The sequence below is a fragment of the Pseudomonas sp. R38(2017) genome (assembly GCF_002112395.1).
In the GTDB taxonomy this organism is placed as follows: Bacteria; Pseudomonadota; Gammaproteobacteria; order Pseudomonadales; family Pseudomonadaceae; genus Aquipseudomonas.
Genome location: NZ_NEHN01000014.1, coordinates 70,842 through 96,547, shown reverse-complemented (window position 1 = coordinate 96,547; position 25,706 = coordinate 70,842). Strand labels below are relative to the sequence as shown.

General features: G+C 60.6%; 23 protein-coding genes and 1 pseudogene. 11 read left to right on the top strand and 13 right to left on the bottom strand.

All coding sequences use genetic code 11. From position 1 onward, the window contains the following. Nucleotides 1-82: 82 nt before the first annotated feature. The gene (locus CAF87_RS27545) at nucleotides 83-862 is read left to right on the top strand and encodes an N-acetylmuramoyl-L-alanine amidase (RefSeq protein ID WP_085733861.1); all 780 of its coding nucleotides are present in this window, start codon (nucleotides 83-85) and stop codon (nucleotides 860-862) included. Nucleotides 863-934: 72 nt separating this feature from the next. Then, the gene (locus tag CAF87_RS27540) at nucleotides 935-2,551 is read left to right on the top strand and encodes an EAL domain-containing protein (protein WP_085733862.1); all 1,617 of its coding nucleotides are present in this window, start codon (nucleotides 935-937) and stop codon (nucleotides 2,549-2,551) included. On the opposite strand, the gene CAF87_RS27535 is transcribed toward CAF87_RS27540, so the two are convergent. Beyond that, a complete protein-coding gene (locus tag CAF87_RS27535) occupies nucleotides 2,548-4,338 on the bottom strand; it encodes a KinB sensor domain-containing domain (RefSeq protein WP_085733863.1) in 1,791 nt (596 codons plus the stop codon). The genes CAF87_RS27540 and CAF87_RS27535 overlap by 4 nt on opposite strands. A gap of 10 nt (nucleotides 4,339-4,348) precedes the next feature. After that, nucleotides 4,349-5,695 carry a sigma-54-dependent response regulator transcription factor AlgB gene (gene algB / locus CAF87_RS27530; RefSeq protein ID WP_085733864.1) on the bottom strand — a complete coding sequence of 449 codons (1,347 nt, stop codon included), beginning with the start codon at nucleotides 5,693-5,695 and terminating at the stop codon, nucleotides 4,349-4,351. A gap of 427 nt (nucleotides 5,696-6,122) precedes the next feature. On the opposite strand from algB, the gene CAF87_RS27525 reads away from it, so the two are divergent. The 5 genes from CAF87_RS27525 (at nucleotide 6,123) to CAF87_RS27500 (ending at nucleotide 10,467) form a co-directional block, all read left to right on the top strand. Further along, complete coding sequence (locus CAF87_RS27525) at nucleotides 6,123-6,407, top strand: hypothetical protein (RefSeq protein WP_085733865.1); 285 nt, start codon at nucleotides 6,123-6,125, stop codon at nucleotides 6,405-6,407. Nucleotides 6,408-6,474: 67 nt separating this feature from the next. After that, entirely contained in the window at nucleotides 6,475-6,639 is a 165-nt protein-coding gene (locus CAF87_RS27520) for a DUF1328 domain-containing protein (protein WP_003177151.1), read from the top strand. Nucleotides 6,640-6,641: 2 nt separating this feature from the next. Further along, nucleotides 6,642-7,106, top strand: a complete 465-nt coding sequence (locus CAF87_RS27515; protein ID WP_085733866.1) for an inhibitor of vertebrate lysozyme family protein — start codon at nucleotides 6,642-6,644, stop codon at nucleotides 7,104-7,106. 697 nt (nucleotides 7,107-7,803) lie between these two features. Further along, nucleotides 7,804-9,135: a glutamate/aspartate:proton symporter GltP gene (gene gltP, locus CAF87_RS27505; RefSeq protein ID WP_011331769.1), complete on the top strand. Its 1,332-nt coding sequence runs from the start codon at nucleotides 7,804-7,806 to the stop codon at nucleotides 9,133-9,135. A gap of 102 nt (nucleotides 9,136-9,237) precedes the next feature. Further along, on the top strand, nucleotides 9,238-10,467 hold the full coding sequence (locus tag CAF87_RS27500; protein ID WP_085713054.1) for a nucleoside recognition domain-containing protein: 1,230 nt from the start codon (nucleotides 9,238-9,240) through the stop codon (nucleotides 10,465-10,467). Nucleotides 10,468-10,470: 3 nt separating this feature from the next. Here the strand turns inward: CAF87_RS27500 and CAF87_RS27495 are convergent, their stop codons facing one another. The 9 genes from CAF87_RS27495 to CAF87_RS27455 form a co-directional block, all read right to left on the bottom strand. Next, nucleotides 10,471-11,097, bottom strand: coding sequence for an ABC-type transport auxiliary lipoprotein family protein (locus CAF87_RS27495; protein ID WP_085733867.1), 627 nt, complete (start codon nucleotides 11,095-11,097; stop codon nucleotides 10,471-10,473). Continuing rightward, nucleotides 11,094-12,032, bottom strand: coding sequence for an MlaD family protein (locus tag CAF87_RS27490; RefSeq protein ID WP_085733868.1), 939 nt, complete (start codon nucleotides 12,030-12,032; stop codon nucleotides 11,094-11,096). Before CAF87_RS27490 ends, CAF87_RS27495 begins: the two co-directional genes overlap by 4 nt. A gap of 1 nt (nucleotide 12,033) precedes the next feature. Continuing rightward, nucleotides 12,034-12,837 carry an ABC transporter ATP-binding protein gene (locus tag CAF87_RS27485; RefSeq protein ID WP_085733869.1) on the bottom strand — a complete coding sequence of 268 codons (804 nt, stop codon included), beginning with the start codon at nucleotides 12,835-12,837 and terminating at the stop codon, nucleotides 12,034-12,036. After that, on the bottom strand, nucleotides 12,834-13,982 hold the full coding sequence (locus CAF87_RS27480) for an ABC transporter permease (RefSeq protein WP_085733870.1): 1,149 nt from the start codon (nucleotides 13,980-13,982) through the stop codon (nucleotides 12,834-12,836). Before CAF87_RS27480 ends, CAF87_RS27485 begins: the two co-directional genes overlap by 4 nt. A 55-nt stretch (nucleotides 13,983-14,037) precedes the next feature. Continuing rightward, nucleotides 14,038-15,066 carry a DUF5924 family protein gene (locus CAF87_RS27475; protein ID WP_085733871.1) on the bottom strand — a complete coding sequence of 343 codons (1,029 nt, stop codon included), beginning with the start codon at nucleotides 15,064-15,066 and terminating at the stop codon, nucleotides 14,038-14,040. Between the two features lie 95 nt (nucleotides 15,067-15,161). Next, entirely contained in the window at nucleotides 15,162-16,550 is a 1,389-nt protein-coding gene (locus CAF87_RS27470; protein WP_085733872.1) for a pitrilysin family protein, read from the bottom strand. Nucleotides 16,551-16,644: 94 nt separating this feature from the next. Next, nucleotides 16,645-18,303, bottom strand: coding sequence for a Na/Pi cotransporter family protein (locus CAF87_RS27465; protein WP_085733873.1), 1,659 nt, complete (start codon nucleotides 18,301-18,303; stop codon nucleotides 16,645-16,647). Between the two features lie 213 nt (nucleotides 18,304-18,516). Then, on the bottom strand, nucleotides 18,517-19,284 hold the full coding sequence (locus tag CAF87_RS27460) for a TerC family protein (protein ID WP_085733874.1): 768 nt from the start codon (nucleotides 19,282-19,284) through the stop codon (nucleotides 18,517-18,519). A 70-nt stretch (nucleotides 19,285-19,354) separates the two neighbouring features. Next, a complete protein-coding gene (locus tag CAF87_RS27455) occupies nucleotides 19,355-20,662 on the bottom strand; it encodes a CitMHS family transporter (RefSeq protein WP_085733875.1) in 1,308 nt (435 codons plus the stop codon). A 324-nt stretch (nucleotides 20,663-20,986) separates the two neighbouring features. Here CAF87_RS27455 and CAF87_RS27450 point away from each other — a divergent pair. Next, a pseudogene (locus tag CAF87_RS27450) lies at nucleotides 20,987-21,097 on the top strand (GFA family protein); the annotation flags it as partial. A 3-nt stretch (nucleotides 21,098-21,100) separates the two neighbouring features. Here the strand turns inward: CAF87_RS27450 and CAF87_RS27445 are convergent. Next, the gene (locus tag CAF87_RS27445; protein WP_085733876.1) at nucleotides 21,101-21,427 is read right to left on the bottom strand and encodes a DOPA 4,5-dioxygenase family protein; all 327 of its coding nucleotides are present in this window, start codon (nucleotides 21,425-21,427) and stop codon (nucleotides 21,101-21,103) included. A gap of 84 nt (nucleotides 21,428-21,511) precedes the next feature. Between CAF87_RS27445 and CAF87_RS27440 the strand changes: the two genes are divergently transcribed. Continuing rightward, nucleotides 21,512-22,171 (top strand): NAD(P)-dependent oxidoreductase, encoded by a 660-nt coding sequence (locus CAF87_RS27440; RefSeq protein ID WP_085733877.1) that lies wholly within the window; start codon nucleotides 21,512-21,514, stop codon nucleotides 22,169-22,171. Between the two features lie 4 nt (nucleotides 22,172-22,175). On the opposite strand, the gene CAF87_RS27435 is transcribed toward CAF87_RS27440, so the two are convergent. After that, entirely contained in the window at nucleotides 22,176-23,126 is a 951-nt protein-coding gene (locus tag CAF87_RS27435) for a LysR family transcriptional regulator (protein WP_085733878.1), read from the bottom strand. Between the two features lie 114 nt (nucleotides 23,127-23,240). Between CAF87_RS27435 and betC the strand changes: the two genes are divergently transcribed. Together betC and choX are read left to right on the top strand one after the other, a co-directional pair. Beyond that, nucleotides 23,241-24,755: a choline-sulfatase gene (betC, locus tag CAF87_RS27430; protein WP_085733879.1), complete on the top strand. Its 1,515-nt coding sequence runs from the start codon at nucleotides 23,241-23,243 to the stop codon at nucleotides 24,753-24,755. A 16-nt stretch (nucleotides 24,756-24,771) separates the two neighbouring features. Next, nucleotides 24,772-25,689: a choline ABC transporter substrate-binding protein gene (choX, locus tag CAF87_RS27425; RefSeq protein ID WP_085733880.1), complete on the top strand. Its 918-nt coding sequence runs from the start codon at nucleotides 24,772-24,774 to the stop codon at nucleotides 25,687-25,689. Nucleotides 25,690-25,706 lie beyond the last annotated feature (17 nt).

The window sequence follows — 25,706 nt, the reverse complement described above, 5'->3', positions numbered from 1 at the left end:
ATTTCATTTAAATCCGCCCTTTTGCCGTTCGCACGCAAGTCAGTACGTTACACTGTTGCATTACTGACTTACGTGTACTGCCATGAAATTCCTTGCCCTCATCACGTCGCTGCTCATTCTGGCCGGTTGTGCCAGCGGCCCGCGCTATGACACCAGCCATCCTTCTGCCAATCACGACAGCCGCGCGCAATTCGTGATCGTGCATTACACCTCCGCCTCCCTCGAGCGTTCGCTGCAACTGCTGACCCACGGTGAAGTCAGCAGCCACTACCTGATCGGCGACGACAAGAACGGCACAATCTACAAGTTGATGGACGAAAACCTGCGCGCCTGGCATGCCGGCGAAAGCGAATGGCAGGGTCGTACCTGGCTCAACTCAAGCTCGATCGGCATCGAAATCGTCAACCCTGGCTTCAAGGACACTCCGACCGGGCGCGTGTGGTATCCATACAGTGAAGCCCAGGTTCAGTCGCTGATCGTCCTGCTCAAGGACATCAGCAAACGCAACGGCATCAGCCCGGACCACATCATCGGACACAGCGATATCGCACCGTTGCGCAAGCTTGATCCGGGCCCATTGTTCCCGTGGAAGCGCCTGGCTGCCAAAGGCCTTGGCTTGTGGCCTGACGAACAGGCAGTAGCCCGTCAGCAAGTGCGGTTCGAGGTGGAGTTACCGAGCATCAGCTGGTTCCAGACCCAACTGGCGCGCCTGGGCTACGCAACGCCGCAGAACGGCGAGCTGGACGTGGCGACCCGCCATGTCCTCGCAGCCTTCCAGATGCACTTCCGCCCTTCCCGCTTCGACGGTACTCCGGATGCGCAAACGGCAGCGTTGCTGCTGGTGCTGAACCAGACAAAATAATGACGCCCGCCCGACGGTCAGGGCAAAAGTGCAATCAGCAGCTATAACTCATTGGTAACTCTTCGGATATCCATGATGGTTGCTACCCGAGAGACGCTGCGTAGCTGGTTCTATCGCCCCTGGTTTCTGGCGATGCTGGCGGCTGTCCTCAGTGCAGGCCTGCTGATTACCGGCGGATTGTTCGTCGCCATGCATCAGGTCGAACAAAACGAAAGCCAGGAAATGAACGCCCAAGGCGAGCGTTTCCTAGCCCGCCTCGAGCAATTGTTCGGCCAGTTGCGTGAAAGCCTCGACGACCTCGAGGCCCAGCCCCTTCGCAGTTGCGATGACGAAATGATCGCCACGCTGCAGCAAGTGACCTTCAACTATCGCTTCGTCTATGAAGCCGCCTACATGGATGCCTCGCGCATCTGTTCCAACCGCCCGCGCCAGGAAGGCCTGTCAGTCGTCCGCCCGCCGGACATCAAGGGCCCGACCTACAGCTACTGGTTGAATACCACCACCGAACCCGATGAAAACCGCGCGGCGCTGATGCTCGGGCGCGGCAACTTTCGCGTAGCTACTTCCCGCGGGCATCTGACCGACATGGTCGACCTGTCCCCCGGCAGCAGCCTGCTGGTGGTGCTGGATCACGGAACCCGGGCGATTCCGGTGCTTGGCGTGCCACAGGCCTGGCCGCCCACTGAACCGTGGCCACCGAAGTCCACCGACGCGTTGCAGGTTACCCAGACACATCTCATCTATCGCATGCCCACCGACAACCCGGAATATCAGTTGGTACTGATCAGTCCGCGCACAGGCATGCACATTCCGGAGCTGTGGTGGTGGATGGTGCCGTTCTGTCTGGTGCTCGGAGCGCTGGTGGGTGTGCTGGTGTTCTGGATCGTGCGTCAGCGTCAGTCTCTGGATGCCGAGCTGCACGGCGCGATCCGCCGGGGCGAGTTGCAGGTGCTGTATCAACCGATCTTCGACCTCGACAGCCGCAACTGCGTCGGCGCCGAAGCCCTGCTGCGCTGGCGCCGGCCGGACGGCACGCTGACCAGCCCCGACCTGTTTATCCCGATGGCGGAAAACACCGGACAGATCCGCCAGATGACCGATTTCGTCCTCCAGCGCCTGCTGGAGCAACTGGGTCAATTGCTGCGGGCCAACCCGCAGTTGTACATCTCGGTGAACCTGGCGGCCTGTGACGTGATGGTGCCGCGCATCGGCCAGGTCATGGCACGGCTGCTGACCCTGCATCGGGTGGCGGCACGGCAGATTGCGTTCGAAGTGACCGAGCGCGGCCTGATCGATGTGGTGGTGGCGCGGGAAAACCTGCAAGCGCTGCGCGATGTCGGTCATCAAGTGCTGATCGACGATTTCGGCACCGGCTATTGCAGCCTCGCCTACCTGCAGACCCTGCCGGTGGATTGCCTGAAAATCGACAAGGCGTTCATCGATGCGCTCGGCCATGACGCCGCCAGCAGCGGCGTGGCACCGCACATCATTCACATGGCCCAGGCACTGGATCTGAAAGTAATCGCCGAAGGCATCGAATATGAATCCCAGGCGGCGCTACTCAGCAGCGAAGGCGTGAAGTTCGGTCAGGGCTGGTTGTTCGCCCATGCCTTGAGCGCCGTGCAATTCATCGAGTTGATCACCCGAGGGCGGCGGCTCGCCGGCCGGCGGATGGACGACGAAGCCTAGACCGCCAGCGCCATGTAGAACTGCGTGCCCTGCCCCGGCCGCGAATAGACCCCCATCCGCCCGCCGTGCAACTGGACGATTTCCTTGCACAGCGCCAGCCCGAGCCCGGCCCCGCCCTTTTTACGTCCGACCTGAACGAACGGTTCGAAGATCCGCCCTTGCTGACCGTAGGCGATGCCTTCGCCATTGTCCTCGACGCTGATGATCACCCGCTCGCCGTGGCGGCGCGCCTGCAAACGGATCAGGCCGTCGCGGGCGGTGTGACGCAAGGCGTTGTCGATCAGGTTGTCCAGGACCCGATCCAGTTGCGCCTGATCGGCCTGCAAGCGTGGCAAGGGGCTCTGTACCTCGACGTTCAATGCAACGCCCTTCTGCGCCGCCGTCTCGGCAAAACGTGATTGCGCCTGAGCCAGCAAATCCTCGATGGAGCACGGCGCCAGCGTGAGTTTCTGCAAACCGCTTTGATATCGCGAGAAATTCAGCAAGTCGTTGATCAACTGCATCAAGCGCTGCATTTCTTCATTGACCGTGTCGAGCAGGTCCGATTCGCGGGATTCGGCCGGAAACTTCGCCCGCTCGCGAAACAACCCGAATGCCATGTGCATGCCAGTCACCGGTGTGCGCAATTCGTGGGACGCGCGCAACACGAATTCGCTGCGCACCCGTTCAAAGGCACGCTGTTCGGTGACGTCGTGCAACACCATCACCGCACCGAGGATATGCCCCTGGGTGTGGCTGACTGGCGTCAGGCTGTAGGTCAGTAGTCGCGACTCGCCATCGACTTCGATGCTCAGGTCTTCAGGCGCGCGCTCAAGGGAGCCACCGCGCAGCACCAGTTGCAGTTGTGCATCCAGCTCCGGGCGCTGGAGCGCCGTGCCCAGGCCTTCGCCGAAACGGTCGCTGTCCCAGCCCAATTGCCGCTGGGCCACCGGGTTCAAGTGCTCCAGATGCCCCTGGCGGTCGATCATCAGCAAGCCGTCATCGATACTGTCGAGCACGGCCTGCAACCGCTGCTGCCCGGCCAGTAGTTCATCGACATTGGTCGCCTGATGCTCGCGCAGCGCTTCGGCCATCAGCCCGAAACGCCGGGTCAACAGGTTGATTTCCATGGCCGAGGACACCGGCAGAGTCACTTCGAAATTGCCCTGGCCGATGTTGTCCGCCGCTTTCGCCAGCGCCTCGATCGGTGCACCGAACCGGCGGGCAATTCCTTGAGCGGTGATGAAGCCGATGATCAACACCGCCAGCCCCACCAGCCCTAACAGGCCGGCAATCAGCAGGGCCCGGTCGCGGGCGGCGTGTTGTACGGAGTTGATGTTATCCAGTGCGTGCTTGTGCTCGGCGATCAAGCCGTTGCGCAGGGTGTTGAAGCGTTCACGCAGATCGCCGCTGCCGCTCAGGGCCGCCGCCGGGTCGCGGGACACATCGAACGCCTGGAGGAATTTCAGATAATCCGCTTTGGCCTGACTGAACCCGTACTGGCGTCCGTCGTCCTTCTGTTCCTGGGCGATGCCCTCGTCGAGCAGTTCGAAGTAATGCTGTTTCGATGCTTCGAAGGCCACCGGATCGGGCTTCTCGGCAAGCATCATGATCAGTTGATCGCCCAGGGTCTGGCGCAGCTTGAGGCCCAGGTCGAGGGTGACGAAGTTGTTGCGAATCAGCGCCTCCTGATTACCGGCCATCTGCATCACGCTGACCAGCCCGAGCATCAGCCCGAGCAAGGCCACGGTGATCAGCGCGGAAATGCTCAGGAACAAGCGGGTCCGCAACTTCATCGCCAGTTTCATCGGCGCACGCTCACAGGTTGTACTGCTTGCGCTTGCGATACAGGGTCGAGGCATCGATCCCGAGGGTCTTGGCAGCCTGGTCGAGGGTGCCGGCGGTCGCCAGCACTGCGCCGATATGAGCCTTCTCGAGCTCGTCGAGGCTCAAGGCCGCGCCAACCCGCGGGGCATTGTTGGCCGGCTGTTCAGCCATACCGAGGTGGCTGATTTCCACGCGTTCCTGCGGGCAAATGATGCTCGCACGCTCGACCACGTTGCGCAGCTCGCGGATGTTGCCGGGCCAGCGGTAACCCAACAGTGCTTCCCGGGCCTCGTCACTGAAGCCACGGGCCGGGCGCGCGTATTCCTTCACGAAACGGGCGAGGAAGCGGTCGGCCAGGGTCAGGATGTCTTCGGCCCGCTCACGCAACGGTGGCAAATGCAGGGTGATGACGTTCAGACGATACAGCAGGTCTTCGCGGAATCGCCCGTCGCGCACCATGTCCTCTAGATTGAGGTTGGTGGCTGCGAGGATGCGCACATCGGCGCGGCGAGTAACCGGATCCCCTACCCGCTCGTATTCCTTGTCCTGGATAAAACGCAGCAACTTGGGTTGCAACGTCAGAGGAAAGTCGCCGATCTCGTCGAGAAACAGCGTGCCGCCATCCGCCTGATTGACCCGACCCAGCGTGCTTTCGCTGGCCCCGGTGAACGCGCCGCGACTGTGACCGAACAGCTCGCTTTCCATCAGTTCGGCGGTCAGCGACGGGCAATTGATGGTGACGCAGGATTTCTTCTCGCGCTTGCTCCAGCCGTGAATCGCCCGGGCCAGCTCACCTTTACCGGTGCCGGACTCGCCGAGGATCAGGATATTGGCGTCGGTGCTCGCCACCTGCCGCGCGGTTTCCAGTACGACTTTCATCGCCGGGCTGTGGGAATCGAGACCATCCTTGGGTTTGCGGATCTCGCCTTCAAGGGCTTCCAGACGCGCCGAGAGCTGGCGGACTTCGAGCTGCTTGGCGGTGGCCAGACGCAACTGGTCAGGGCTGCATGGTTTGACCAGATAATCGGCAGCACCGGCCTGAATCGCGTCCACCGCCGTATCGACAGCCGAATGCGCGGTGACGATCACCACCCGCATCCACGGCGCCTGAATACGCATTTGCGCCAGCACGTCGAGGCCGTTGTCTTCGCCGAGGCGCAGATCGAGGAAGCACAGATCAAACACCTGACGCTGCAGCAGCGCATCAGCCTGGGCTGCGCTGTTGGCGGTGGCGACCGAATAACCTTCGTCTTCGAGGCAATAACGGAAGGTTCGCAGGATGGCGGATTCATCGTCCACCAGCAGAATGCGGCCTTGGTGCTCAGTGGCTGATTCCATTTTTCCTACGCTCCATAAGTGAATGTCTTGGGTTAGTCCCGGAAAAATCGGGCAAGTTGCATGGTTGATTCTGATCGATTCCAGTCATAGCAGGGTAGCTCTCTCCTGCCCTCACGGCTAATTCACTGAATTTGTTGATTTTTTAAACAACCGGCGTTTTTCAGGCATTTGCCTGCTTTCTTTTCTGACATCCGCACCCTGCTCTCAATTCAAAAAGAATGATTTCTCCTACGAAGCATTCGTGCAATTCGCACGACCGTGGATGAGCCATCGTGCAGGATGCGTCGTCATGATTTCTCATTATGTTTATAACTATCTGATTTTATTAGTTTTTTTAAAACAAAAAAGCTGGCATGCAGGCTGCAATACCTCTCTCAGCCCGGGCAGATATGCACTGCCCTAACCGAATAAGAGTGAGGAACCCAGGATGACTCGCCAACGTGCCGCCCAAATGCGTATCTCGCCGCTGCATCTGCAGCAGGCTCTGTTTGGCGCACTTGCGCTGCTGATTACCCTGATCGCCTGCCAGCAGTACCTGCGCTGGGAACAGAGTCAGCAACCTGAGCCCCTGATCTCCATGCAGCACGCGACGCAAACGCACTTCAGCGCCGTCAGCAGCAGCCAGTCCGACAACGGTGCGATGCGCATGATGGACGTCGACCAGCCGCAGCCGCTGGGCGACATGCCACGCGAAGAACGCTGGGTTTTCTAATCAACGAATCTGGGCGCCGTTGCGCCGAGACCGGCAACACCCCTAAATAGAAACAAGGAGAATCACCATGTTGAGCTGGGCAATCACATTCCTGATCATTGCCATCATCGCTGCAGTACTGGGCTTCGGTGGTATCGCGGGCACCGCCACGGGTATCGCCAAAATTCTCTTTGTCGTGTTCCTGGTGATGTTCATCGCCTCGTTCTTCTTTGGCCGTCGCGGCCGAGGTTGACCATGAGTGCTTTAAAGACACTGGCAGCCGCCCTGCTTCTGGGCGGTAGTGCCGTGGCGATGGCGGCCAATGATGGCCAGACGCGGGTCAATGAGCTTTTGAGTTCGGACCCGCACTACAGGGAAACCTGGGAAGGCGTGGTGAAGAAGGAAGAACGCTTGCCGGAATGGGTGATGAACCTCTCCGGTACGCCAGACCAACAGATGAATGCCATCACTGAAGACGGCGACAAGTATCTGGTCGGGCCGCTCTGCGAATCGCAGGACAAATGCCTCAACCATCGCTTGATCGTCGCATTCAGCTTCGACAAGAAACACGCTTACGCCATGCTGGTCGATGTGCCCGAAGGATTGCCGGCCGACAAGTCGCCCACGCGACATGCCACCTACCGCTTCCTCGGCAAACCCGATCAGGGCATGCAGGATCTGTTGATGGAAACGCTGAAGAAAGATCCGAACTGGTATTGAACATGAAGGCACTCGATAACTGCCTTCCATTGCGCCTGCCCGAGGAAGGCCGGTGCATGACCAGGGGGCCGGGACGTTCTGACTGTTGCAGGGTCGGAGTGACCTACGGGTACAGGGAGTGCCTGCGATGAGGGCCGGGTCAGGGTAAAAGCTGCGACGCAAGTTCGCCAACCCGGAGCGGTTCGACGGACTTGCGCTGAGCTTTCAAAGTGACAAAACATTGATCCAGAGCGTTCTGCTCGTCTTTTTATCGATCACACTGCGCGCGAAAAGCGTTTCGCAGTGTTTCCTCGCGACCGTATATCGAGAAAGAGTCGATAAAGCCAGTCGGCGTTTTAGATTCCAAACGTAGGCTTTTTCCGAAAATTTTCGTCGAAATCACTCGTTCAAAAAATAACCAATCTACGCTGTAATGGCCGGTTCACGGCACTTATGCCTGCCGAAATGTCGTATTCGAACCGGTTGGGACGCCAGTTTCATTTAAAAAAGCTCATGCCGATTCGGCATAGGGTAGGCGTTTACGGCATTAGACGGCGCAACCCCGCATCGGAATAGTTGCGCCTTTTTTCGCCTGCCGGAGAGCCGTAAACACGCGCTTCGGGGCACCTTATACGGAGGCAGATGCACAGACTTTTCCGCCAAGAGCGTTCCAGTTCCTGCATGTGCCTTGAGTCAAACGCAAGTAAGGGTAAAGAATATGAAGAAGGCAAAGCTTAGCCTCGCCTGGCAGATCCTCATCGGTCTGGTATTGGGGATTGCAATCGGTGCGTTGCTCAACCATTTCAGTGCCGAAAAGGCCTGGTGGATCAGCAACGTCCTGCAACCGGCAGGCGATATCTTTATCCGTCTGATCAAGATGATCGTGATCCCGATCGTCATTTCTTCCCTTATCGTCGGCATCGCCGGCGTGGGCGACGCCAAGAAGCTCGGGCGTATCGGCCTGAAAACCATCATCTACTTCGAAATCGTCACCACCATCGCCATTGTCGTCGGCCTGCTGCTGGCCAACCTGTTCCATCCGGGTGCCGGTATCGACATGAGCACCCTGGGCACCGTGGACATCTCCAAGTACCAGGCAACCGCCGCCGAAGTACAGCATGAACACGCGTTCATCGAGACCATCCTCAACCTGATTCCGTCGAACATCTTCGCGGCCATGGCTCGCGGCGAGATGCTGCCGATCATCTTCTTCTCCGTGCTGTTCGGTCTTGGTCTGTCGAGCCTGCAGTCGGACCTGCGCGAGCCGCTGGTGAAGATGTTCCAGGGTGTCTCGGAAAGCATGTTCAAAGTCACCCACATGATCATGAACTACGCGCCAATTGGTGTGTTCGCCCTGATCGCGGTGACCGTGGCCAACTTCGGTTTCGCTTCGCTGCTGCCGCTGGCCAAACTGGTGATTCTGGTTTACGTCGCCATCGCCTTCTTCGCCTTCGTGATTCTGGGCCTGATCGCCAAGATGTTCGGTTTCTCGGTGATCAAGCTGATGCGCATCTTCAAGGATGAGCTGGTGCTGGCTTACTCCACCGCTTCCTCGGAAACCGTGCTGCCACGCGTGATCGAGAAGATGGAAGCCTACGGCGCACCGAAAGCCATCTGCAGCTTCGTGGTGCCGACCGGTTACTCGTTCAACCTAGACGGTTCGACCCTGTATCAGTCCATCGCAGCCATCTTTATTGCTCAGCTGTATGGCATCGACCTGTCGATCAGCCAGCAACTGCTGCTGGTCCTGACCCTGATGGTTACCTCTAAAGGTATCGCCGGCGTGCCGGGCGTGTCCTTCGTGGTACTGCTGGCCACTCTGGGCAGCGTGGGTATTCCGCTGGAAGGCTTGGCCTTCATCGCCGGTGTCGACCGTGTGATGGACATGGCGCGTACCGCCCTGAACGTCATCGGCAACGCCCTCGCCGTACTGGTCATCGCACGTTGGGAAGGCATGTACGACGACGCGAAAGGCCAGCGCTACTGGAACTCGCTGCCGCACTGGCGCAGCAAGGAAAAACTGCCGGCCGGTGACGTTTCGAAAAACTGATCCCCGCCCGCAAGGCACCCTGACAAACCCCGGAGAAATCCGGGGTTTGTCGTTTCTGGCGACCCCGCTATCATTCGCCGCATCTTCCGGGGGATTTGACTGATGCTTAATGGCCTGTGGCTTGGCTTCTTCATCGTGGCAGCCGTGTCGGCACTGGTGCAGTGGCTGGTCGGCGGTAACGCCGGAATCTTCGCGGCGATGGTGGAAAGTATTTTTGCCATGGCCAAGCTGTCGGTCGAAGTCATGGTGCTGTTGTTCGGCACCCTGACCCTGTGGCTGGGATTCCTGCGCATTGCCGAGAAAGCCGGGATTGTCGAATGGCTGGCCAAGGTACTCGGGCCGCTGTTCCTGCGGCTGATGCCGGAGGTGCCGGCCGGGCATCCGGCGCTGGGCCTGATTACCCTGAACTTCGCCGCCAACGGCCTGGGCCTGGACAACGCCGCCACGCCGATCGGCCTGAAGGCAATGAAGGCGCTGCAGGAACTCAACCCCAGCTCGACGATCGCCAGCAACGCGCAGATCCTGTTTCTGGTGCTCAACGCGTCGTCCCTGACCCTGTTGCCGGTGACGATCTTCATGTACCGCGCCCAGCAAGGCGCGCCGGACCCGACGCTGGTGTTCCTGCCGATCCTGCTGGCCACCAGTTGCTCGACCATCGTCGGCTTCCTGTCGGTGGCGTTCATGCAGCGCCTGCGGGTCTGGGACCCGGTGGTGCTGGCTTACCTGATCCCCGGCGCGCTGATTCTCGGCGGCTTCATGGCGTTGCTCGCGACGATGTCCGCCACTGCGCTGGCGGGGCTGTCGTCGATCCTCGGCAACCTGACGCTGTTCGGCCTGATCATGCTGTTCCTGGTGATCGGCGCATTGCGCAAGGTGAAGGTCTACGAGGCATTCGTCGAAGGAGCGAAGGAAGGTTTCGACGTCGCCAAGAACCTGCTGCCGTATCTGGTGGCGATGCTTTGTGCGATCGGCGTATTGCGCGCGTCAGGCGCATTGGATTTTGGCCTCGACGGCATTCGTCATCTGGTGCAGTGGGCAGGGTGGGACACGCGCTTCGTCGACGCGCTGCCGACCGCGATGGTCAAACCGTTCTCCGGCAGCGCCGCCCGGGCAATGCTCATCGAAACCATGAAAACCTCCGGCGTCGACAGCTTCCCGGCACTGGTGGCGGCGACGATCCAGGGCAGCACAGAGACCACGTTCTACGTGCTGGCGGTGTACTTCGGCGCGGTGGGCATCCAGCGCGCCCGGCATGCCGTCGGTTGCGCATTGCTGGCCGAGCTGGCAGGTGTGCTCGGCGCTATTGGCGTCTGCTACTGGTTCTTCGGCTAATCCTCAAGGCCGGGCGGTTGGCGCAACCTTCTGGCCTTGTTCCACCGCCCAAGCCACCACCTTCGCTGTCAGCCGATCACTGGCCTGACCGAATCCGGCCACCACCGCCGGGACTTTCACATCATTCAGCGGCTGGCGTTCTTCGAAGCGGCGGCTGGCGAGGATGCGCTGGTCATAGCCGCGCACCAGCAACGCATCCACCCGCACGACGACGCTGGCCTGATTGCCCTGGTACTCGGTCTGAAACGCCTGCAAGCTGCCGCCCAGCTCAAGATCCGCAGCAAAATTGCTGTCATCGGTACTCAACAGCGACACCCGGCCGTCACGCTGGAAACCATCGAGCAGCCGATTACGCACCAGCACGGGTGCCGGATCACTCCAACGCGAAGCCTTATAGCTGCTGATCACGTCACCTTGGGGAATCACCGCGATGCCCGGTCGGTTCAGCGTCTCGCTGGCCTGCAATTTGTTCAGGCGCAGCGACCAGTGCTGAGTCGCCGCCGAGCTGGCCGAGGCGGGCGCCTGTGCGGCCGGCAAGCGGTAGACGTCCAGCGGCTCGGACTTGGGCAGGATCGAGCAGGCGCCGATCAGCGTGAAGCCGGCGAGGAGGGCGAGGCGAGTCAGCTTCATGGCGTGAACTCCTTGTTCTTGTCACTGCCCAGCAGGTAACCACTGGGGTTGGCCTCCAGACGTTGGGAAATGGCCCGCAGCGAGGTCAGGGTTTCACGCAGTTCGCGCACTGCCGGCGCAAGGCCGTTGAGGCCCTGCATGCCGCTGTCGAGGGAATTCTGGTTCTTGCTGAGCAAGCCGTTGATGGTGGCGCTGCTCTGTTCCAGCGACTTCATCGCTTGTTCGGCGCTGCCCAGCGCCTGTTTGCCCTGATCGTTGAGCAGGCCGTTGGCATTGCGCATCAGCAGCGATGTCTGCTCGAGCATGCTGCCGGCCTGTTTGCCGACGGTCGCCAGTTGTTGCATGGCCTGGCGCAGGTCACCGCGCTGATCATTGATCGAACCGGTGGTCTGCTCCAGGTGCTCAAGGGTTTTGCTCACGCGCTCGATGTTGTCGGAGGAGAACATCTGATTGGCATTGCTCAGCAGCGTACTGACCCCGCTCATCAGGTCGTTGCTGTCATTGAGCAGCCGCGAGATAGGCGAGGGCGAGGCGACGATGGTCGGCAAATTGCCGTCATGGCCGCGCAGTTTCGGACTTTCCGGCGTGCCGCCGCTGAGCTGGATGATCGAAGTGCCGGTGATCCCGGCCAGGGCCAGTTTGGCCAGGGTGTCCTCCTTGACCGGCGTGTCGCCGCCGAGGCGAATCCGCGCCAGCACCCGGCGTGGGTCCTGCGGATCGAGCCGCAGGCTGACCACGTCGCCGACCTTGATCCCGCTGTACTGCACCGGGCTGCCCCGGGACAGGCCGCTGACCGCCTCGTTGAAGACGATTTCGTAATCCTTGAACTCGGTGTCGACGCTGGATTTCGCCAGCCAAAGGCCGAAGAGCAGGGCGCCGGCCACCACAATCACCGTGAACAGGCCGATCAACACATGATGGGCTCGGGTTTCCATGTCAGACCTCGTTGAGCAGTTTGGCGGCGTCCAGCGCCGAGCGGCCGCGAGGGCCGTGGAAATATTCGTGAATCCACGCGTCGTCGGTTTCCGAGACCACGTCGATGGGCCCGGCCACCAGCACTTTCTTCTGCGCCAGCACTGCCACCCGGTCGGTGATGGTGTAGAGCGTGTCGAGGTCGTGGGTCACCAGAAACACACTCAGGCCCAGCGCATCGCGCAGGGTCAGGATCAATTGGTCGAACTGCGCCGCACCAATCGGATCGAGACCGGCAGTGGGTTCGTCGAGAAACAGGATATCCGGGTCCAGTGCCAGCGCCCGGGCCAGCGCCGCCCGCTTGATCATGCCGCCGGACAGCGACGCCGGGTATTTGTCTGCCGCCGACAGAGGCAGCCCGGCCAGCGCAAGCTTCACCGCCGCCAGATGCTCGGCGTCGTCACGGCTCAGGCCGGCATGTTCGATCAGGGGCAGGGCGACGTTCTCGGTGACGGTCAGCGACGAAAACAGCGCGCCTTTCTGGAACAGCACGCCAAAACGCCGTTCGACCAACGAGCGCTCATGCTCGGACAGGCTCGGCAGGTTCTGACCGAACACTTTCACGTTGCCTTCGCTGGGCCGGCGCAAGCCGACGATGCTGCGCAGCAACACCGACTTGCCGCTGCCGGAACCACCGACCACGGCCAGGATCTCGCCTTTGTACAAGTCCAGATCGAGGTTCTCGTGCACGCTCTGGCTGCCGAAGCGATTGCACAGGCCACGGACTTCGATCACCGCCTCGGACGGCACGCGGGGTAGACGACTCACCAGCCCATCTCCATGAAAAACAGCGCGGCGACCGCATCGAGCACGATCACCACGAAGATCGATTGCACCACGCTCGAGGTGGTGTGGGCGCCGACCGATTCGGCGCTGCCACTGACCTTGAAGCCTTCCAGACAGCCGATGGCGGCAATCAGGAACGCAAAGATCGGAGCTTTGACCAGGCCAACCAGGAAATGTTGAATCCCTATGTCGCTTTGCAGCAGCGACAGGAACATCGCCGGCGAAATATCCAGCGACACCGCGCAGACCACCGCGCCGCCGACGATCCCGCAGATCATCGCCAGAAAGGTCAGCATCGGCAGCGCCACCAGCAGCGCCAGCACCCGCGGCACCACCAGCAATTCCATGGGGTCGAGGCCGAGTGTGCGGATCGCGTCGATTTCTTCGTTGGCCTTCATCGAGCCGATCTGCGCGGTAAAGGCACTGGCGGTACGGCCGGCCATCAGGATCGCCGTGAGCAACACGCCGAATTCCCGCAGGAAGGCAAAACCCACCAGATCCACGGTGAACACGCTGGCACCGAAACTGGCCAGCACCGTCGCCCCGAGAAACGCCACCACGGCGCCCACCAGAAAGGTCAGCAACGCAACGATGGGCGCGGCGTCGAGGCCGGTCTGTTCAATGTGCGCGATCATCGGCGTGATCCGCCAGCGCTTGGGCCGGAACAGACTGCGGGCGATGGTTTCGAGGATCAGGCCGACGAAGCCGAGCAATTGCAGGGTGTCTTGCCAGACCGTGTCGACGGCCCGGCCGATGCGGGTCAGCAGTTGCACGCTGACGCTGATTTCCGGTTCCTTGATCGGAACGCAGAAATCGGTCAGCGAGCGATACACGGTTTGCAGCAACGCGCGGTCGGCCGTGGAAATCGTGCAGTCGGGATGTTCGGCGGATTTGCCCAGACGCTCGGAGCCGAGCAGTTCCACCAGCAGCGAGGCGCCGGCGGTATCGAGGGCGCCGAGGCCGTTGAGATCGATGGTGGTGCTGGCGTCGTACTGACCGCGGAGCGTTTCGCTCAGGTGCTTGAGTTCGGCGTAATGGGCAAGCGTCCAGTCCCCGGTGACCCGCAGGCGGGCAGGGCTGATCGTGGTGTCCAGTCGGGCATTACCGGTCATCGAGCTGCTGGTCATAAGCTCCGTGCTTGTTCGGCTGAATTCGCGAACCTACGTAATAGCACGAACCGGATTACTTTTCTTTGGTCGGTGTGCTGTCCGTGACTTCGAAGCGCAGCACGCCGATCACCTGGTCGTCTTCGGTCAGCACTCGCACCTGCCAGTCACCGACCGGGTTGCCGGGGAAAACCTGCTTGTGGGTCCACGCCCGGTAGCCTTCCTTGCGCCCGCCATGGATGTCGAGGGCAATGCGGTCGACCTCTTTGCCGTTGAACTGCCACACGTGATAGATCCGCTCATCGAGCCCGCGCGGTGCGTTGATCGCGGTGTAGGCGTAGAGCCCGCCGTTGCGGATCTGCTCGGCGCTGACTTGTTCGAGGCTGGCGCCGGGAGTGCGGTCCTGCAACTGGGTGCTGATCGCAACATCAGTCATCCACAGCGTCGCCGGCGGCACCCACGAACGCAGGACCCAGCCGACGCCGCCGATACCGATGGTGATGCTGAGGATCGCCAGCGCGTTGCGCACGGTGCGGATCGGGAAGATCGACGCCAGGCTCGGGAACGACAGCACCACGGCAGTCCCCAGCGCCCATTTGAAACTCTGCGACGTGGTCAGGTGCATGATCACCGGCAACGCGGTGAGCAGGGCGGCGAACAATGTCAGGGTATGCAACGCAAGGAACGCCCAGCGCCGGGGCGCCAGCCATTTGTAGTAGAGCGGGTCGACAATCGAGATCAGCGCGGCGATGCACAGCAACCCGGTGAACACCAGTTGGCCGCTGTTCCAGGTGGTGGTGATAAAGAAGAAAGGCAGGACGAAAAACAGGCTTTCCTGATGGATCATCTGCGTCGCATAACGCAGCAGCGGCTGGGGGATTTCCCGTTTAAAGACTCGGGTGAACAGCTCGGTCAGGCTGTTTTCCAGCATCAGCCAGATCCAGCTCAGCAGCATGATCGTGGTGATCCAGCTCGCCAGCCCCTGTTGCCGGTCGACCAGGATGAAACTGCCGACTCCGGAGATGAAACCACCAAGCGCAATGACCCCGGGGTAGCGCTTCATCAGTTTGAGGATGCGCTGGATCAGGAGGGTCAATTTGGGCATTTGGGCAGTTCACGACAGTCGAAGAAAAAAACCTCGACAGAGTACCGCCCGCCGGGGGCTGTGGCGAGGCTGTCGATCAGTAAAAACCCACGGGATCAAGACTTGGCCGTGGGACCACGATGCAGCCGCCAGCCCAGCAGGATCAGCAGCAGAACACCCAGCCCGCCCGCCACCAGCCACAACACCTCGTCATCACTGAGCAAGGGCTGCTCGATCCGCAGGTATCCCGGTTGCATCAGCAGTTCGCGCATGGCCTTGTTCGCGGCTTCCAGCGTCACGCCTTGCAGCTCCAGAGCCGGGTTGGCAAAACGACCATCCTCGTAGTCGCCCAACGCGCTCCAGTAATAGTCGGCCATGCCGCTGTTGCCTTGCACGGCCCAGGCCTGATGGGCGATGGCTGCCTGTTTGATGCGATTGAACGTATCAGCATCAAGACCATTTTTCAGCAGGTCCGCCTTGAGGTCTTCCAGCACCTGTTCGGCTTCGGTGATATCGCCACGATCCAGATCGGCGTTGAGACTCATGAAGCCAACGCCACCGAACACCTCGCGCTCGGCCCAGGGCCCGTAGGACAGGCCATGGTTCAAGCGCAACTCGCGGTAAAGCGCCCACTCCAGATATTCCTTGAGCAGGTCGAAAGTCTCGTCGTACTGATCGTCCAGCACCGGCTCCGGCACCAGCCAGTGCAGCTTGGCGCTGTTGCCGATGAAACCGCGAGTGATGGTGCGTTCGTGGGCGGCGCTGGCACGGATGTCCGGCAACGGCCGGTGTTCGCTCGGGTCGACCGCTTCCAACGCGCCCCACGCCCGCTCCAGATAGGCCGGCAGCAACTTGTCGAGGTCGCCGACGACGATCAGGGTCATGTTGTTCGGTGCGTACCAGGCCTTGCGCACCTTATCCAGCTGTTCGCGGGTCAGGCCCTCGACTTCGGCACGTTGCGGGCATTTCAGGCCCAGCTCGACCGCCAGTTGATTGCTCGCGCTGTGGCCCAGGTCTTGACGGTCGAGAAAGCGTCGCAGACGGGTGTAATGGCCGCCATCCTCGCGCTCGACCACCCGTTTGGCGGCGTTGATCGCGTTGTCGTCGAAACGGGTCTGGGTCAGCAGGTCCAGCAGCAGGTCGAGCACCTTGCGCTGGTTTTTCGCCGGGGCTTCGATGACGAACGTGGTGTCGGCGTTGCTGGTGAAGGCGTTCCAGTCGCCGCCCAAAGCCTGCATACGTTCTTCGAGGCCACCTTCGCCGGTGGCGTCGATGCCGCTGAACAACAGGTGTTCGAGCAGGTGCGGCAGCTCTTTCTCATTGCAGTCGAAGTCGTCGAGACCGACGCCCACCACCAGCCTGATCGCCACGTGCCCGCGTTCTGTGCCGGGCTTGAGCAGCAATTGCAGGCCGTTGGGCAGCGCATAACCTTCGACCTGGAAACGATCCAGAGCGAAGGCGGGCAGGGAACCGAGTAGCAGACAAGCGAACAACAGGCAACGCATAACGAGCTTCCATACAGCTGAATTGGAGATCCGTGTCATCAGTACGGCCGTGAGGCTGAACCTTGAGTTACTGACTGACCACAGCCCCAGACGTTCAAGGCGAATGCGTGATGTCCGCTATATCTTCGGTCTCGAGCGCTCCGGTATCGGCGGTTTCCAGCACCACGTAGGCGCTGCTGCAGAACAGCGAGTTCAAACGTTTCATGTCAGCAATCAACTCCAGGTGCAGCGAACTGGTCTCGATACTTTGCACGATCTTGCGTTGCAAACGGCTGACATGGGCGTGGGCCAGACGACGTTCCTGTGCGCGAAAACGCCGTTTTTCGCGCAGCAACTGGCGAGCGCTTTCCTTGTCACCGCTGAGAAACACCGACAGCCCCAGCCGCAGATTGGAGATCAATTGGCTGTGCAGCCCGGCAAGTTCTTCCAGCCCGTCTTCGGAAAACGAGCGGCGCTGCGAGGTCTTCTGCTGTTGCACCTTGCGCAACATGCGTTCGATCAGATCGCTGGCAAGTTTGAGGTTGATCGCCAGCTCGATGATTTCCGCCCAACGTCGACTGTCCTGCTCGCCAAGATCTTCGCGTGGCATCTGCGCCAGATACAGCTTGATCGCGCTGTACAGCGCCTCGACGTCATCGTTCAGCCGACGCATTTCCATGGTGACCGCGGTTTGTTTGCCGCGCAGCACGTCGAGGGTCGCGTCGAGCATGTTGTCGATCAGGTCGCCCATGCGCAGGGTTTCCCGGGCGGCGTTGGCCAGCGCCAGACTCGGCGTGACCAGTGCGGTCAGGTCGAGGTGACGCGGTTTGGCGGTGCCATTGACTTCCGGACGTTCCGGCAACAGCCAGGCGCACAGCCGCGCCATGGGTGCGACCGTCGGCAGCAGGATCAGGCAGCGCGCGGTGTTGTAGAGCAGGTGGAAGCCGATGACCATTTCCTGCGGGCTGTAATCGAGGCTGTCGATCCAGTGCACCAGCGGATCGAGCACCGGGATGATCAGCAACAGCCCGATCAGTTTGTACAACAGGCTGCCCAGCGCGACCTGACGGCCGGCGGAGTTCTGCATGCTGGTGCTCATGAACGCCAGCACGCCGCTGCCGATGTTGGCGCCGATCACCAGACCGAGCGCCACCGGCAGGCTGATCACATTGGCGCCGGCAAGGGTTGCGGTCAGCAGCACGGCGGCGAGGCTGGAGTAGGAAATCATCGCGAACAATGCGCCGACCAGGGCGTCGAGCAGGATGTCGCCGGTCAGCGAGGCAAAAATCACCTTCACGCCCTTGGCATGAGTGATCGGCCCGGCGGCCTCGACGATCAGTTGCAACGCCAGAATGATCAGCCCCAGCCCGATGGCTACACGACCCATCTGCCCGAGCCGCGTCTGTTTGCGCGACAGAAAGAAAATCACCCCGAGAAAAATCAGCAGCGGCGACAGCCATGACAGATCGAACGTCAGCACCCGCGCCATCAACGCCGTACCGACGTCGGCACCGAGCATGGTGGTCAACGCCGGGGTCAGCGCCATCAGGCCCTGGCCGACGAAGGAGGTGACGAGCATGGCGGTAGCGTTACTGCTCTGCACCATCGCGGTCACGAGGATGCCGGCGATGAAGGCGAGCCAGCGTCTGGACATGTTCTGGCCGATCACATGCCGCAGATTGGTGCCGTACACCCGCAGGATGCCGGTTCGAACGATGTGCGTGCCCCAGATCAGCAGAGCCACGGCAGAAAGCAGATTGAGCAGGGTGAGCATGCAGACCCCCTGTAGTTGCAGCGCCCCAAAGGGGCGAGTTGACGATATCGCGCGATTTCTACGTGTTGTTCTTAAGCTGTAGTTGGCTAACGGTCCGGGCGCCAGCATTGCACAGCTAAAGTGGGGATTGAAACAAAAGCGTCATGAAAACAGGTTCATGCAGCCATGAAAAAAGGGCCCGAAGGCCCTTTGATCATCAGCGCAGCGTTCCGGTTACTGACCCGGAACATCCTTACGCAGTTTCACCGGATCCTGCTGTTTCTTCTTTTTTGCCATCGCAGTGCGCAGCTTGATGTTGATGGCCTCAACCGCCAGCGAGAAGCCCATGGCGAAGTAGACGTAGCCTTTCGGTACGTGCACGTCGAACGCTTCGGCGATCAGCACGGTGCCGACCACCAGCAGGAACGACAGTGCGAGCATTTTCAGCGACGGATGCTTGTCGATGAATTCGCTGATCTTGCCCGAGGCCGCCATCATCACCAGCACCGCCACGATGATCGCCGCCACCATGACCGGCACATGGGACACCATGCCGACGGCGGTAATGACCGAGTCCAGCGAGAACACGATGTCGATGATCGCGATCTGGATGATGGTGTAGAGGAAGTTGCCGCCCTTGCCGCCGGGCGTCTCCTCGCTTTCATCTTCACCTTCGAGCGCGTGGTACATCTCCTGGGAGCTTTTCCACAGCAGGAACAAGCCACCGAAGAACAGGATCAGGTCACGCCCGGAAATACCCTGGCCGAACACCACGAACAGGTCGGCGGTAAGGCGCATGACCCAGGTGATCGACAGCAGCAACAGGATCCGCGTGATCATGGCCAGGCCAAGACCGAAGATCCGGGTGCGCTGCTGCATGTGTTTGGGCATGCGGCTGACCAGGATCGAAATCATGATGATGTTATCGATGCCCAAGACGATTTCCAGGGCGGTCAGGGTGAAGAAGGCAACCCAGATCTCAGGGTTGGTCAGCCATTCCATGTGTATTCCTTTGAGCGTGTGTTAAACCAGGACGCCAGCAAGCAGCTGGCGTTCTGGTGAGTTGATGCCGTTACAAAGTGCTGAACAGCGGGAAAGTCCCCAACAGCAAGGCTGCGGCCAGTATGCACAGGCAGACCAGCACTGCCCACTTCAGGGTGAAACGCTGGTGATCGCCGAACTCGATCCCGGCCAGTGCCACCAGCAGATACGTCGACGGCACCAGTGGGCTCAGCAGGTGAACCGGCTGACCGACGATCGAGGCACGGGCCATTTCCACGGCGGTGATGCCGTAATGGCTGGCCGCTTCGGACAACACTGGCAGCACACCGTAGTAGAACGCGTCGTTCGACATGAAGAACGTGAACGGCATGCTCACCAGCGCGGTAATCACCGCCAGGTACGGGCCGAGGAAATCAGGGATCACTGCCAGCAGGCTTTTCGACATGGCATCGACCATGCCGGTGCCCGACAGGATACCGGTGAAGATGCCCGCCGCGAAGATCAGACTGACCACCGACAGCACGCTGCCGGCGTGAGCCGCGACGCGATCCTTCTGCTGTTGCAGGCAAGGGTAGTTGACGATCATGGCAATACTGAACGCCACCATGAACAGCACCGGCAGCGGCAGCAGGCCGGCGATCAGGGTGCACATCAGCGCCAGAGTCAGCAGACCGTTGAACCAGATCAGTTTCGGACGACGGGCATCCGGGAACTGCGACACGCTGATTTCGCTGTGATCGATTTCGTCGCCGATCAGGTGCAGTTCACCCAGACGCGCACGCTCACGTTTGCCGTAGAAGTAGGCAATGATCAGGATCGCCACCACACCGGCAGCCATCGCCGGGATCATTGGTACGAAGATGTCCGACGGGTCCACGTGCAGCGCACTGGCGGCACGGGCGGTCGGGCCGCCCCATGGGGTCATGTTCATCACGCCGCCGGCGAGGATGATCAGGCCGGCCATGATCCGCGGGCTCATGCCGATGCGGCTGTACAGCGGCAGCATGGCGGCCACGCAGATCATGTAAGTGGTCGCGCCGTCACCATCGAGGGAAACGACGAGCGCCAGTACGGCGGTGCCGACCGAAACTTTCAGCGGGTCGCCCTTGACCAGTTTGAGGATCTTGCGCACAGCCGGGTCGAACAGGCCGGAGTCGATCATCAGGGCGAAATACAGAATCGCGAACATCAGCATCACGCCGGTCGGCGCAAGCTTGGTAATACCTTCGAGCATCATCGGGCCGATCTTCGGCGCGAAGCCACCGAACAGGGCGAACAGGATCGGGATGATGATCAGAGCGATCAGCGCGGACAGGCGCTTGGTCATGATCAGGAACATGAACGTGATGACCATGGCGAAGCCAAGGAAAGTCAGCATGGGAATACTCCAGGCGTAGCGCGGCTAGGTAAGTGAGCGGATCGGGCGGGATCAGCGCAGAACGGGAAGCACGAGACGTACGGGCGGAGTTGGAGCAAGGAGGCGGGTTACAGAGGACATCAGAATCACCATTGTTGTTGTTAATTGGGCCTGTCGCGGGAGCAATCACACGCGTTGGCCAACCGGTCTGTTGCCGGCAGTGGCGGCGATCCTAATGGGGCAACCTTTCAGCCAGCTTTCGCAGGTGAAAGCATCGATGCGAACGGCCAACCGACCGTCGGATGCGACTAGAGGCAATGAACACGGATACGTGAGGGCGGGACAATGAGTGAATTGCACAGCGGCGGCTGCCATTGCGGACATATCCGTTATCAGTTCAGCGGAGCCTTGCGCGACATTGCCCATTGCCACTTCTCGACCAGCAAAGAAACAGCCTGATCAAAAAATAGACAGATCCAGCGGCCGCATCGCGCCCATCCAGATTGCGTGCTCGGTGTGGTCGAGCAAGTCATCACCGGTGTCCGGGTGCAGGAACACCACCAACCCCTTGCGATTGAGCGCCAGCCACGGCAGCACTTCGCCGATCAGCTCGGGCCCGAAGGCCAGTTGGCAGCTCCAGTCCGGATGCGGGCCGACCGGGCGTTCGTGCACACGGCCCATCTTCAATGGGAATAATTTCGCGGCCTGCTCACACAGCGTCCGCGCCTGTTCGATGGTGCTGGCGTCGTAATAAACGTGAGCGTGATAACCCTTGATCGTCTGCATCGCAAACCCTCTGTATCGGTTCGAACCCTCGGCGTTGGCCGTATGTCACACGCCATACAAGGGAAAACAAAAGGGACCTCAGCCATGAAAAATGCCGAAACCCCGGTGGTAAAAGTGGTGCTCTATGGTGCCATGAGTAGCCTGGGCAGTGCGTTGATGGCTGAACTGCTGCGCCGCCAGCACGAAGTCATCGCGATCCTCGACGATCTGACGGCGCTCGCGCCACGGCCGGGCCTGCGTACTAAAAGCGGCGACCTGCTGGACGCCAAGCGGGTCAATCAGAGCGTGGCCGGCAGCTCGGCGGTGATCTGCCTGCTCAATGCGCCGGGCCTGCCGTTGAGCAGCGATCATGTCGAGAAATCCGTGGTGCTGGGGCCTGTGGAACAGGTTTTGGCGGTGGATGCGTTGATCGACGGGTTGCAGGCTGCGAACGTCTCGCGGCTGTTTGTCATCGGCGAATTCGAAGCACTGGACGATCCGGAAAACGCCGACCCATTGCAACGCCACGCCGCCAAGGAAATACGCGAAGCCCTGCAAAGCAGCCCGCTGCACTGGACGCTGGTCAATGCACCGCGCAGTGTCGCCGGGCTGACAATCGAGCATTTCAGTCAGGTCGGCCGCACGCTTGAACCGGGTCTCGCCGAGCCGCTGGAACGCCTGAGTCGGGTGGCGGTGGGGATTTCCGATGAGCTGCGGTTGAATCTGCATCTGCGTCAGCACGTGGATTTTGTTGCTGCTACCTGATCCCTTACACAGCAATCGAGGGTAACGGCAGTCCGGCCAGGGACTCGGCGCTGCTGGCCTGTTCGGCCATCAGCCAATCCACGAACGTCTGGATCAACGCGCCCCGGCGTTTGCGCTGCGGCAACACCACGTAATAACCGAGGCGCGACAGGGTGGTCTCGGCGATCGGCCGGCACAACAGCCCTTGGGTTAATAAGTTATCCACAAGGTGCCGCCAGCCGATGGCCACACCCTGACCGCCAATCGCCGCTTGAATCAGCAAGGTGTAGTTGTCGAAACGCAGTTGGCCCGGCGCGGGCGGCGTGTTGATGCCGAGTTCGCGGAACAGACCGCTCCAGTCGAACCAGTTGCTGCTGTTCTCACCGCGCAAATGCAGCAGCGGAAACTCCAGCAGCGCCTGTAGCGGCAAGGGCAGGGCGCGATCCTTGAGCAATTGCGGACTGCACACGGGAAACACTTCTTCGCTGAACAGCCAGTGACTTTCGCCCTGCTTGAAACGACCGTCGCCGAACAGTACGGCAACGTCGATATCCGGGCGCAGCATGTTGTGATTGCGCTCGCTGGTGACCAGGCTCACGTCCACCTGTGGATAAGCTTCATGGAAACGGTACAGGCGTGGCATCAGCCAGTACGCGGCGAAGGCGAAATCGGTGGCGACCTGCAGCACTTCATGTTGCTGCTGCGTGCTGATTGCGCTCAATCCTGCGTCGATATTCTGCAAACCGAGGGTAACCTGCTCAAACAGGATCGAACCGACCTCGGTCAGCTCAATGCCTCGGTAGATCCGGTCGAACAGCCGTGTTCCGAGCTGCTCCTCCAGCCTTTTGATCTGCTGACTGATGGCCGGCTGAGTGGTGCCGAGCTCCACCGCTGCAGCGGTAAAACTGCGATGACGGGCAGCCGCCTCGAAGGCACGCAGCAGATCCAGCGACAAATCACCGAGGGCTTCATACATAAGCTGTGCTTATCCTAGTCATTGTCCGGCGCGGGCTTTACCGGAAATTGCGTGGAATCCATGCTCGATCGCAGCAATGTCGCATAAATATTCACTATGGAATGCCGCGATCACATGAAGCGCAAGAACATTCTTTTCATCATGGCCGATCAAATGGCCGCGCCAATGTTGCCGTTCTACGGCCAGTCGCCAATCAAACTGCCGAATCTCAGCCGCCTCGCCGAACAAGGCGTGGTGTTCGATGCCGCGTACTGCAACAGCCCGCTGTGCGCACCGTCGCGTTTCACCTTGGTCAGCGGCCAGTTGCCGAGCAAGATCGGCGCCTACGACAACGCCGCCGATTTCCCCGCCGACATCCCCACCTACGCCCATTACCTGCGCCGCCTCGGTTACCGCACCGCGCTGTCGGGCAAGATGCATTTCTGCGGCCCCGATCAACTGCACGGTTACGAAGAGCGCCTGACCAGCGACATCTACCCGGCCGACTACGGCTGGGCGGTGAACTGGGACGAGCCCGACGTGCGGCCGAGCTGGTATCACAACATGTCGTCGGTGTTGCAGGCCGGGCCGTGCGTGCGCACCAACCAGCTCGACTTCGACGAAGAGGTGGTGTTCAAGGCGCAGCAATACCTGTTCGATCACATCCGCGAAGATGGCGACCAGCCGTTCTGCCTGACGGTGTCGATGACTCACCCCCACGACCCGTACACGATTCCCAAGGCGTTCTGGGATTTGTACGACGATGCGGATATCCCGCTTCCAACGACGCCGGATCAGCATTCTCTTGATCCGCACTCCCAGCGATTGCTCAAGGTTTACGACCTGTGGGACAAGCCGCTGCCTGTGGATAAGATTCGCGATGCGCGTCGCGCTTATTTCGGCGCCTGTAGCTATATCGACGCCAACGTCGGCAAACTCCTGCAAACCCTCGAGGATACAGGGCTTATCGATGACACCATCATCGTGTTCTCCGGCGATCACGGCGACATGCTTGGGGAAAAAGGCCTCTGGTACAAAATGCACTGGTTCGAGATGGCAGCGCGAGTGCCCCTGTTGATAAGTGCTCCGGGTCAGTTCAATGCGGGCCGTGTGAGCGCCGCCGTGTCCACTGCCGACCTGCTGCCGACCTTCGTGGAGCTGGCCGGCGGCAGCCTGGAAGAAAATCTGCCGCTGGATGGCCGCTCGCTGGTGTCGCACCTGCAAGGGCAGGGTGGCCATGACGAGGTGTTCGGCGAATACATGGCCGAAGGCACCGTCAGCCCGCTGATGATGATCCGGCGTGGCGCCTACAAATTTATCTACAGCGAGACCGACCCTTGCCTACTCTTCGATGTGGATAACGATCCACGGGAGCAGGAAGAACTCAGTCAATCCGCGCAATATCGCCAGCTTTTCGACGATTTTCTCGCCGAAGCACGGGCCAAGTGGGACATTCCGGCGATCCACCGCGATGTCCTCGAAAGCCAGCGGCGCCGGCGCTTCGTTGCCGAGGCGCTGACCATCGGCAAGCTGAAGAGCTGGGATCACCAGCCGCTGGTGGACGCCAGTCAGCAGTACATGCGCAACCACATCGACCTCGATGACCTGGAGCGCAAGGCCCGTTATCCACAACCCTGCCAAAACCAATAACGTTAAGGGGAAGTCCATGGTCAAGTTATCCACAGTCGTGACGGTCAGTCTGCTGGCACTGGGCAGCGCATCCGCGTTCGCCGAGAGCTGCGACACGGTGAAAATGGCCGATCCCGGCTGGAGCGACATCGCCGCGACCAATGCCATCACCGGGTTTCTGCTGGATGGCATGGGCTACAAGGCCAAGGTCGACACCCTCGCGGTGCCAATCACCTTCGGTGGTTTGAAGGACGGCCAGGTCGACGTGTTCCTCGGCAACTGGATGCCGGCGCAGCAGGGTTTCTACGACAAGTTCGTCGCCACCGGCGATGTCACGCAGCTGGCGAAGAACCTCGACGGCACCGAATTCACCCTGGCCGTGCCGGATTATGTGTGGGATGCGGGTGTGCATAACTTTGCTGACCTGAACAAGTTCGCCGACAAGTTCGAGCGCAAGATCTACGGCATCGGCTCCGGCGCGCCGGCGAACATTTCGCTGCAAGAGATCATCAAGAAGAACGACTTCGACATGGGCCAGTGGAAGCTGATCGAGTCCAGCGAACAGGCGATGCTTGCCGAGGTCTCGCGGGCGGTGAAGAAACAGAAATTCGTCACCTTCCTCGGCTGGACCCCGCACCCGATGAACGTGCAGTTGAAAATGCATTACCTCAAGGGCGGCGAGAAATACTTCGGCGACACGGGCAGCGTCTACACCCTGACCCGCAAGGGCTACGCCGAGGCCTGTCCGAATGTGGGTAAATTGCTGACCAATCTTTCGTTCACTCAGGAGATGGAGAACAGCATCATGGCTGAGGTGGTGAACAAGAAGGTCAGCAATGCGGATGCGGTGAAGGCTTGGATCAAGGCAAATCCGGGGGTGTTGGATAAGTGGCTTGATGGTGTGAAAACCGTGGACGGCAAAGATGCGTTGCCGGCCGTAAAAGCCAAACTGTAACTACGCGGCCGATCGTT

What these genes read in the sequence shown, in the direction of transcription:
- CAF87_RS27545 (WP_085733861.1), top strand. Translation starts at nt 83, where the DNA reads ATGAAATTCCTTGCCCTCATCACGTCGCTGCTCATTCTGGCCGGTTGT.
- CAF87_RS27540 (WP_085733862.1), top strand. Translation starts at nt 935, where the DNA reads ATGATGGTTGCTACCCGAGAGACGCTGCGTAGCTGGTTCTATCGCCCC.
- CAF87_RS27535 (WP_085733863.1), bottom strand. Translation starts at nt 4,338, where the DNA reads ATGAAACTGGCGATGAAGTTGCGGACCCGCTTGTTCCTGAGCATTTCC.
- algB (WP_085733864.1), bottom strand. Translation starts at nt 5,695, where the DNA reads ATGGAATCAGCCACTGAGCACCAAGGCCGCATTCTGCTGGTGGACGAT.
- CAF87_RS27525 (WP_085733865.1), top strand. Translation starts at nt 6,123, where the DNA reads ATGACTCGCCAACGTGCCGCCCAAATGCGTATCTCGCCGCTGCATCTG.
- CAF87_RS27520 (WP_003177151.1), top strand. Translation starts at nt 6,475, where the DNA reads ATGTTGAGCTGGGCAATCACATTCCTGATCATTGCCATCATCGCTGCA.
- CAF87_RS27515 (WP_085733866.1), top strand. Translation starts at nt 6,642, where the DNA reads ATGAGTGCTTTAAAGACACTGGCAGCCGCCCTGCTTCTGGGCGGTAGT.
- gltP (WP_011331769.1), top strand. Translation starts at nt 7,804, where the DNA reads ATGAAGAAGGCAAAGCTTAGCCTCGCCTGGCAGATCCTCATCGGTCTG.
- CAF87_RS27500 (WP_085713054.1), top strand. Translation starts at nt 9,238, where the DNA reads ATGCTTAATGGCCTGTGGCTTGGCTTCTTCATCGTGGCAGCCGTGTCG.
- CAF87_RS27495 (WP_085733867.1), bottom strand. Translation starts at nt 11,097, where the DNA reads ATGAAGCTGACTCGCCTCGCCCTCCTCGCCGGCTTCACGCTGATCGGC.
- CAF87_RS27490 (WP_085733868.1), bottom strand. Translation starts at nt 12,032, where the DNA reads ATGGAAACCCGAGCCCATCATGTGTTGATCGGCCTGTTCACGGTGATT.
- CAF87_RS27480 (WP_085733870.1), bottom strand. Translation starts at nt 13,982, where the DNA reads ATGACCAGCAGCTCGATGACCGGTAATGCCCGACTGGACACCACGATC.
- CAF87_RS27475 (WP_085733871.1), bottom strand. Translation starts at nt 15,066, where the DNA reads ATGCCCAAATTGACCCTCCTGATCCAGCGCATCCTCAAACTGATGAAG.
- CAF87_RS27470 (WP_085733872.1), bottom strand. Translation starts at nt 16,550, where the DNA reads ATGCGTTGCCTGTTGTTCGCTTGTCTGCTACTCGGTTCCCTGCCCGCC.
- CAF87_RS27465 (WP_085733873.1), bottom strand. Translation starts at nt 18,303, where the DNA reads ATGCTCACCCTGCTCAATCTGCTTTCTGCCGTGGCTCTGCTGATCTGG.
- CAF87_RS27460 (WP_085733874.1), bottom strand. Translation starts at nt 19,284, where the DNA reads ATGGAATGGCTGACCAACCCTGAGATCTGGGTTGCCTTCTTCACCCTG.
- CAF87_RS27455 (WP_085733875.1), bottom strand. Translation starts at nt 20,662, where the DNA reads ATGCTGACTTTCCTTGGCTTCGCCATGGTCATCACGTTCATGTTCCTG.
- CAF87_RS27445 (WP_085733876.1), bottom strand. Translation starts at nt 21,427, where the DNA reads ATGCAGACGATCAAGGGTTATCACGCTCACGTTTATTACGACGCCAGC.
- CAF87_RS27440 (WP_085733877.1), top strand. Translation starts at nt 21,512, where the DNA reads ATGAAAAATGCCGAAACCCCGGTGGTAAAAGTGGTGCTCTATGGTGCC.
- CAF87_RS27435 (WP_085733878.1), bottom strand. Translation starts at nt 23,126, where the DNA reads ATGTATGAAGCCCTCGGTGATTTGTCGCTGGATCTGCTGCGTGCCTTC.
- betC (WP_085733879.1), top strand. Translation starts at nt 23,241, where the DNA reads ATGAAGCGCAAGAACATTCTTTTCATCATGGCCGATCAAATGGCCGCG.
- choX (WP_085733880.1), top strand. Translation starts at nt 24,772, where the DNA reads ATGGTCAAGTTATCCACAGTCGTGACGGTCAGTCTGCTGGCACTGGGC.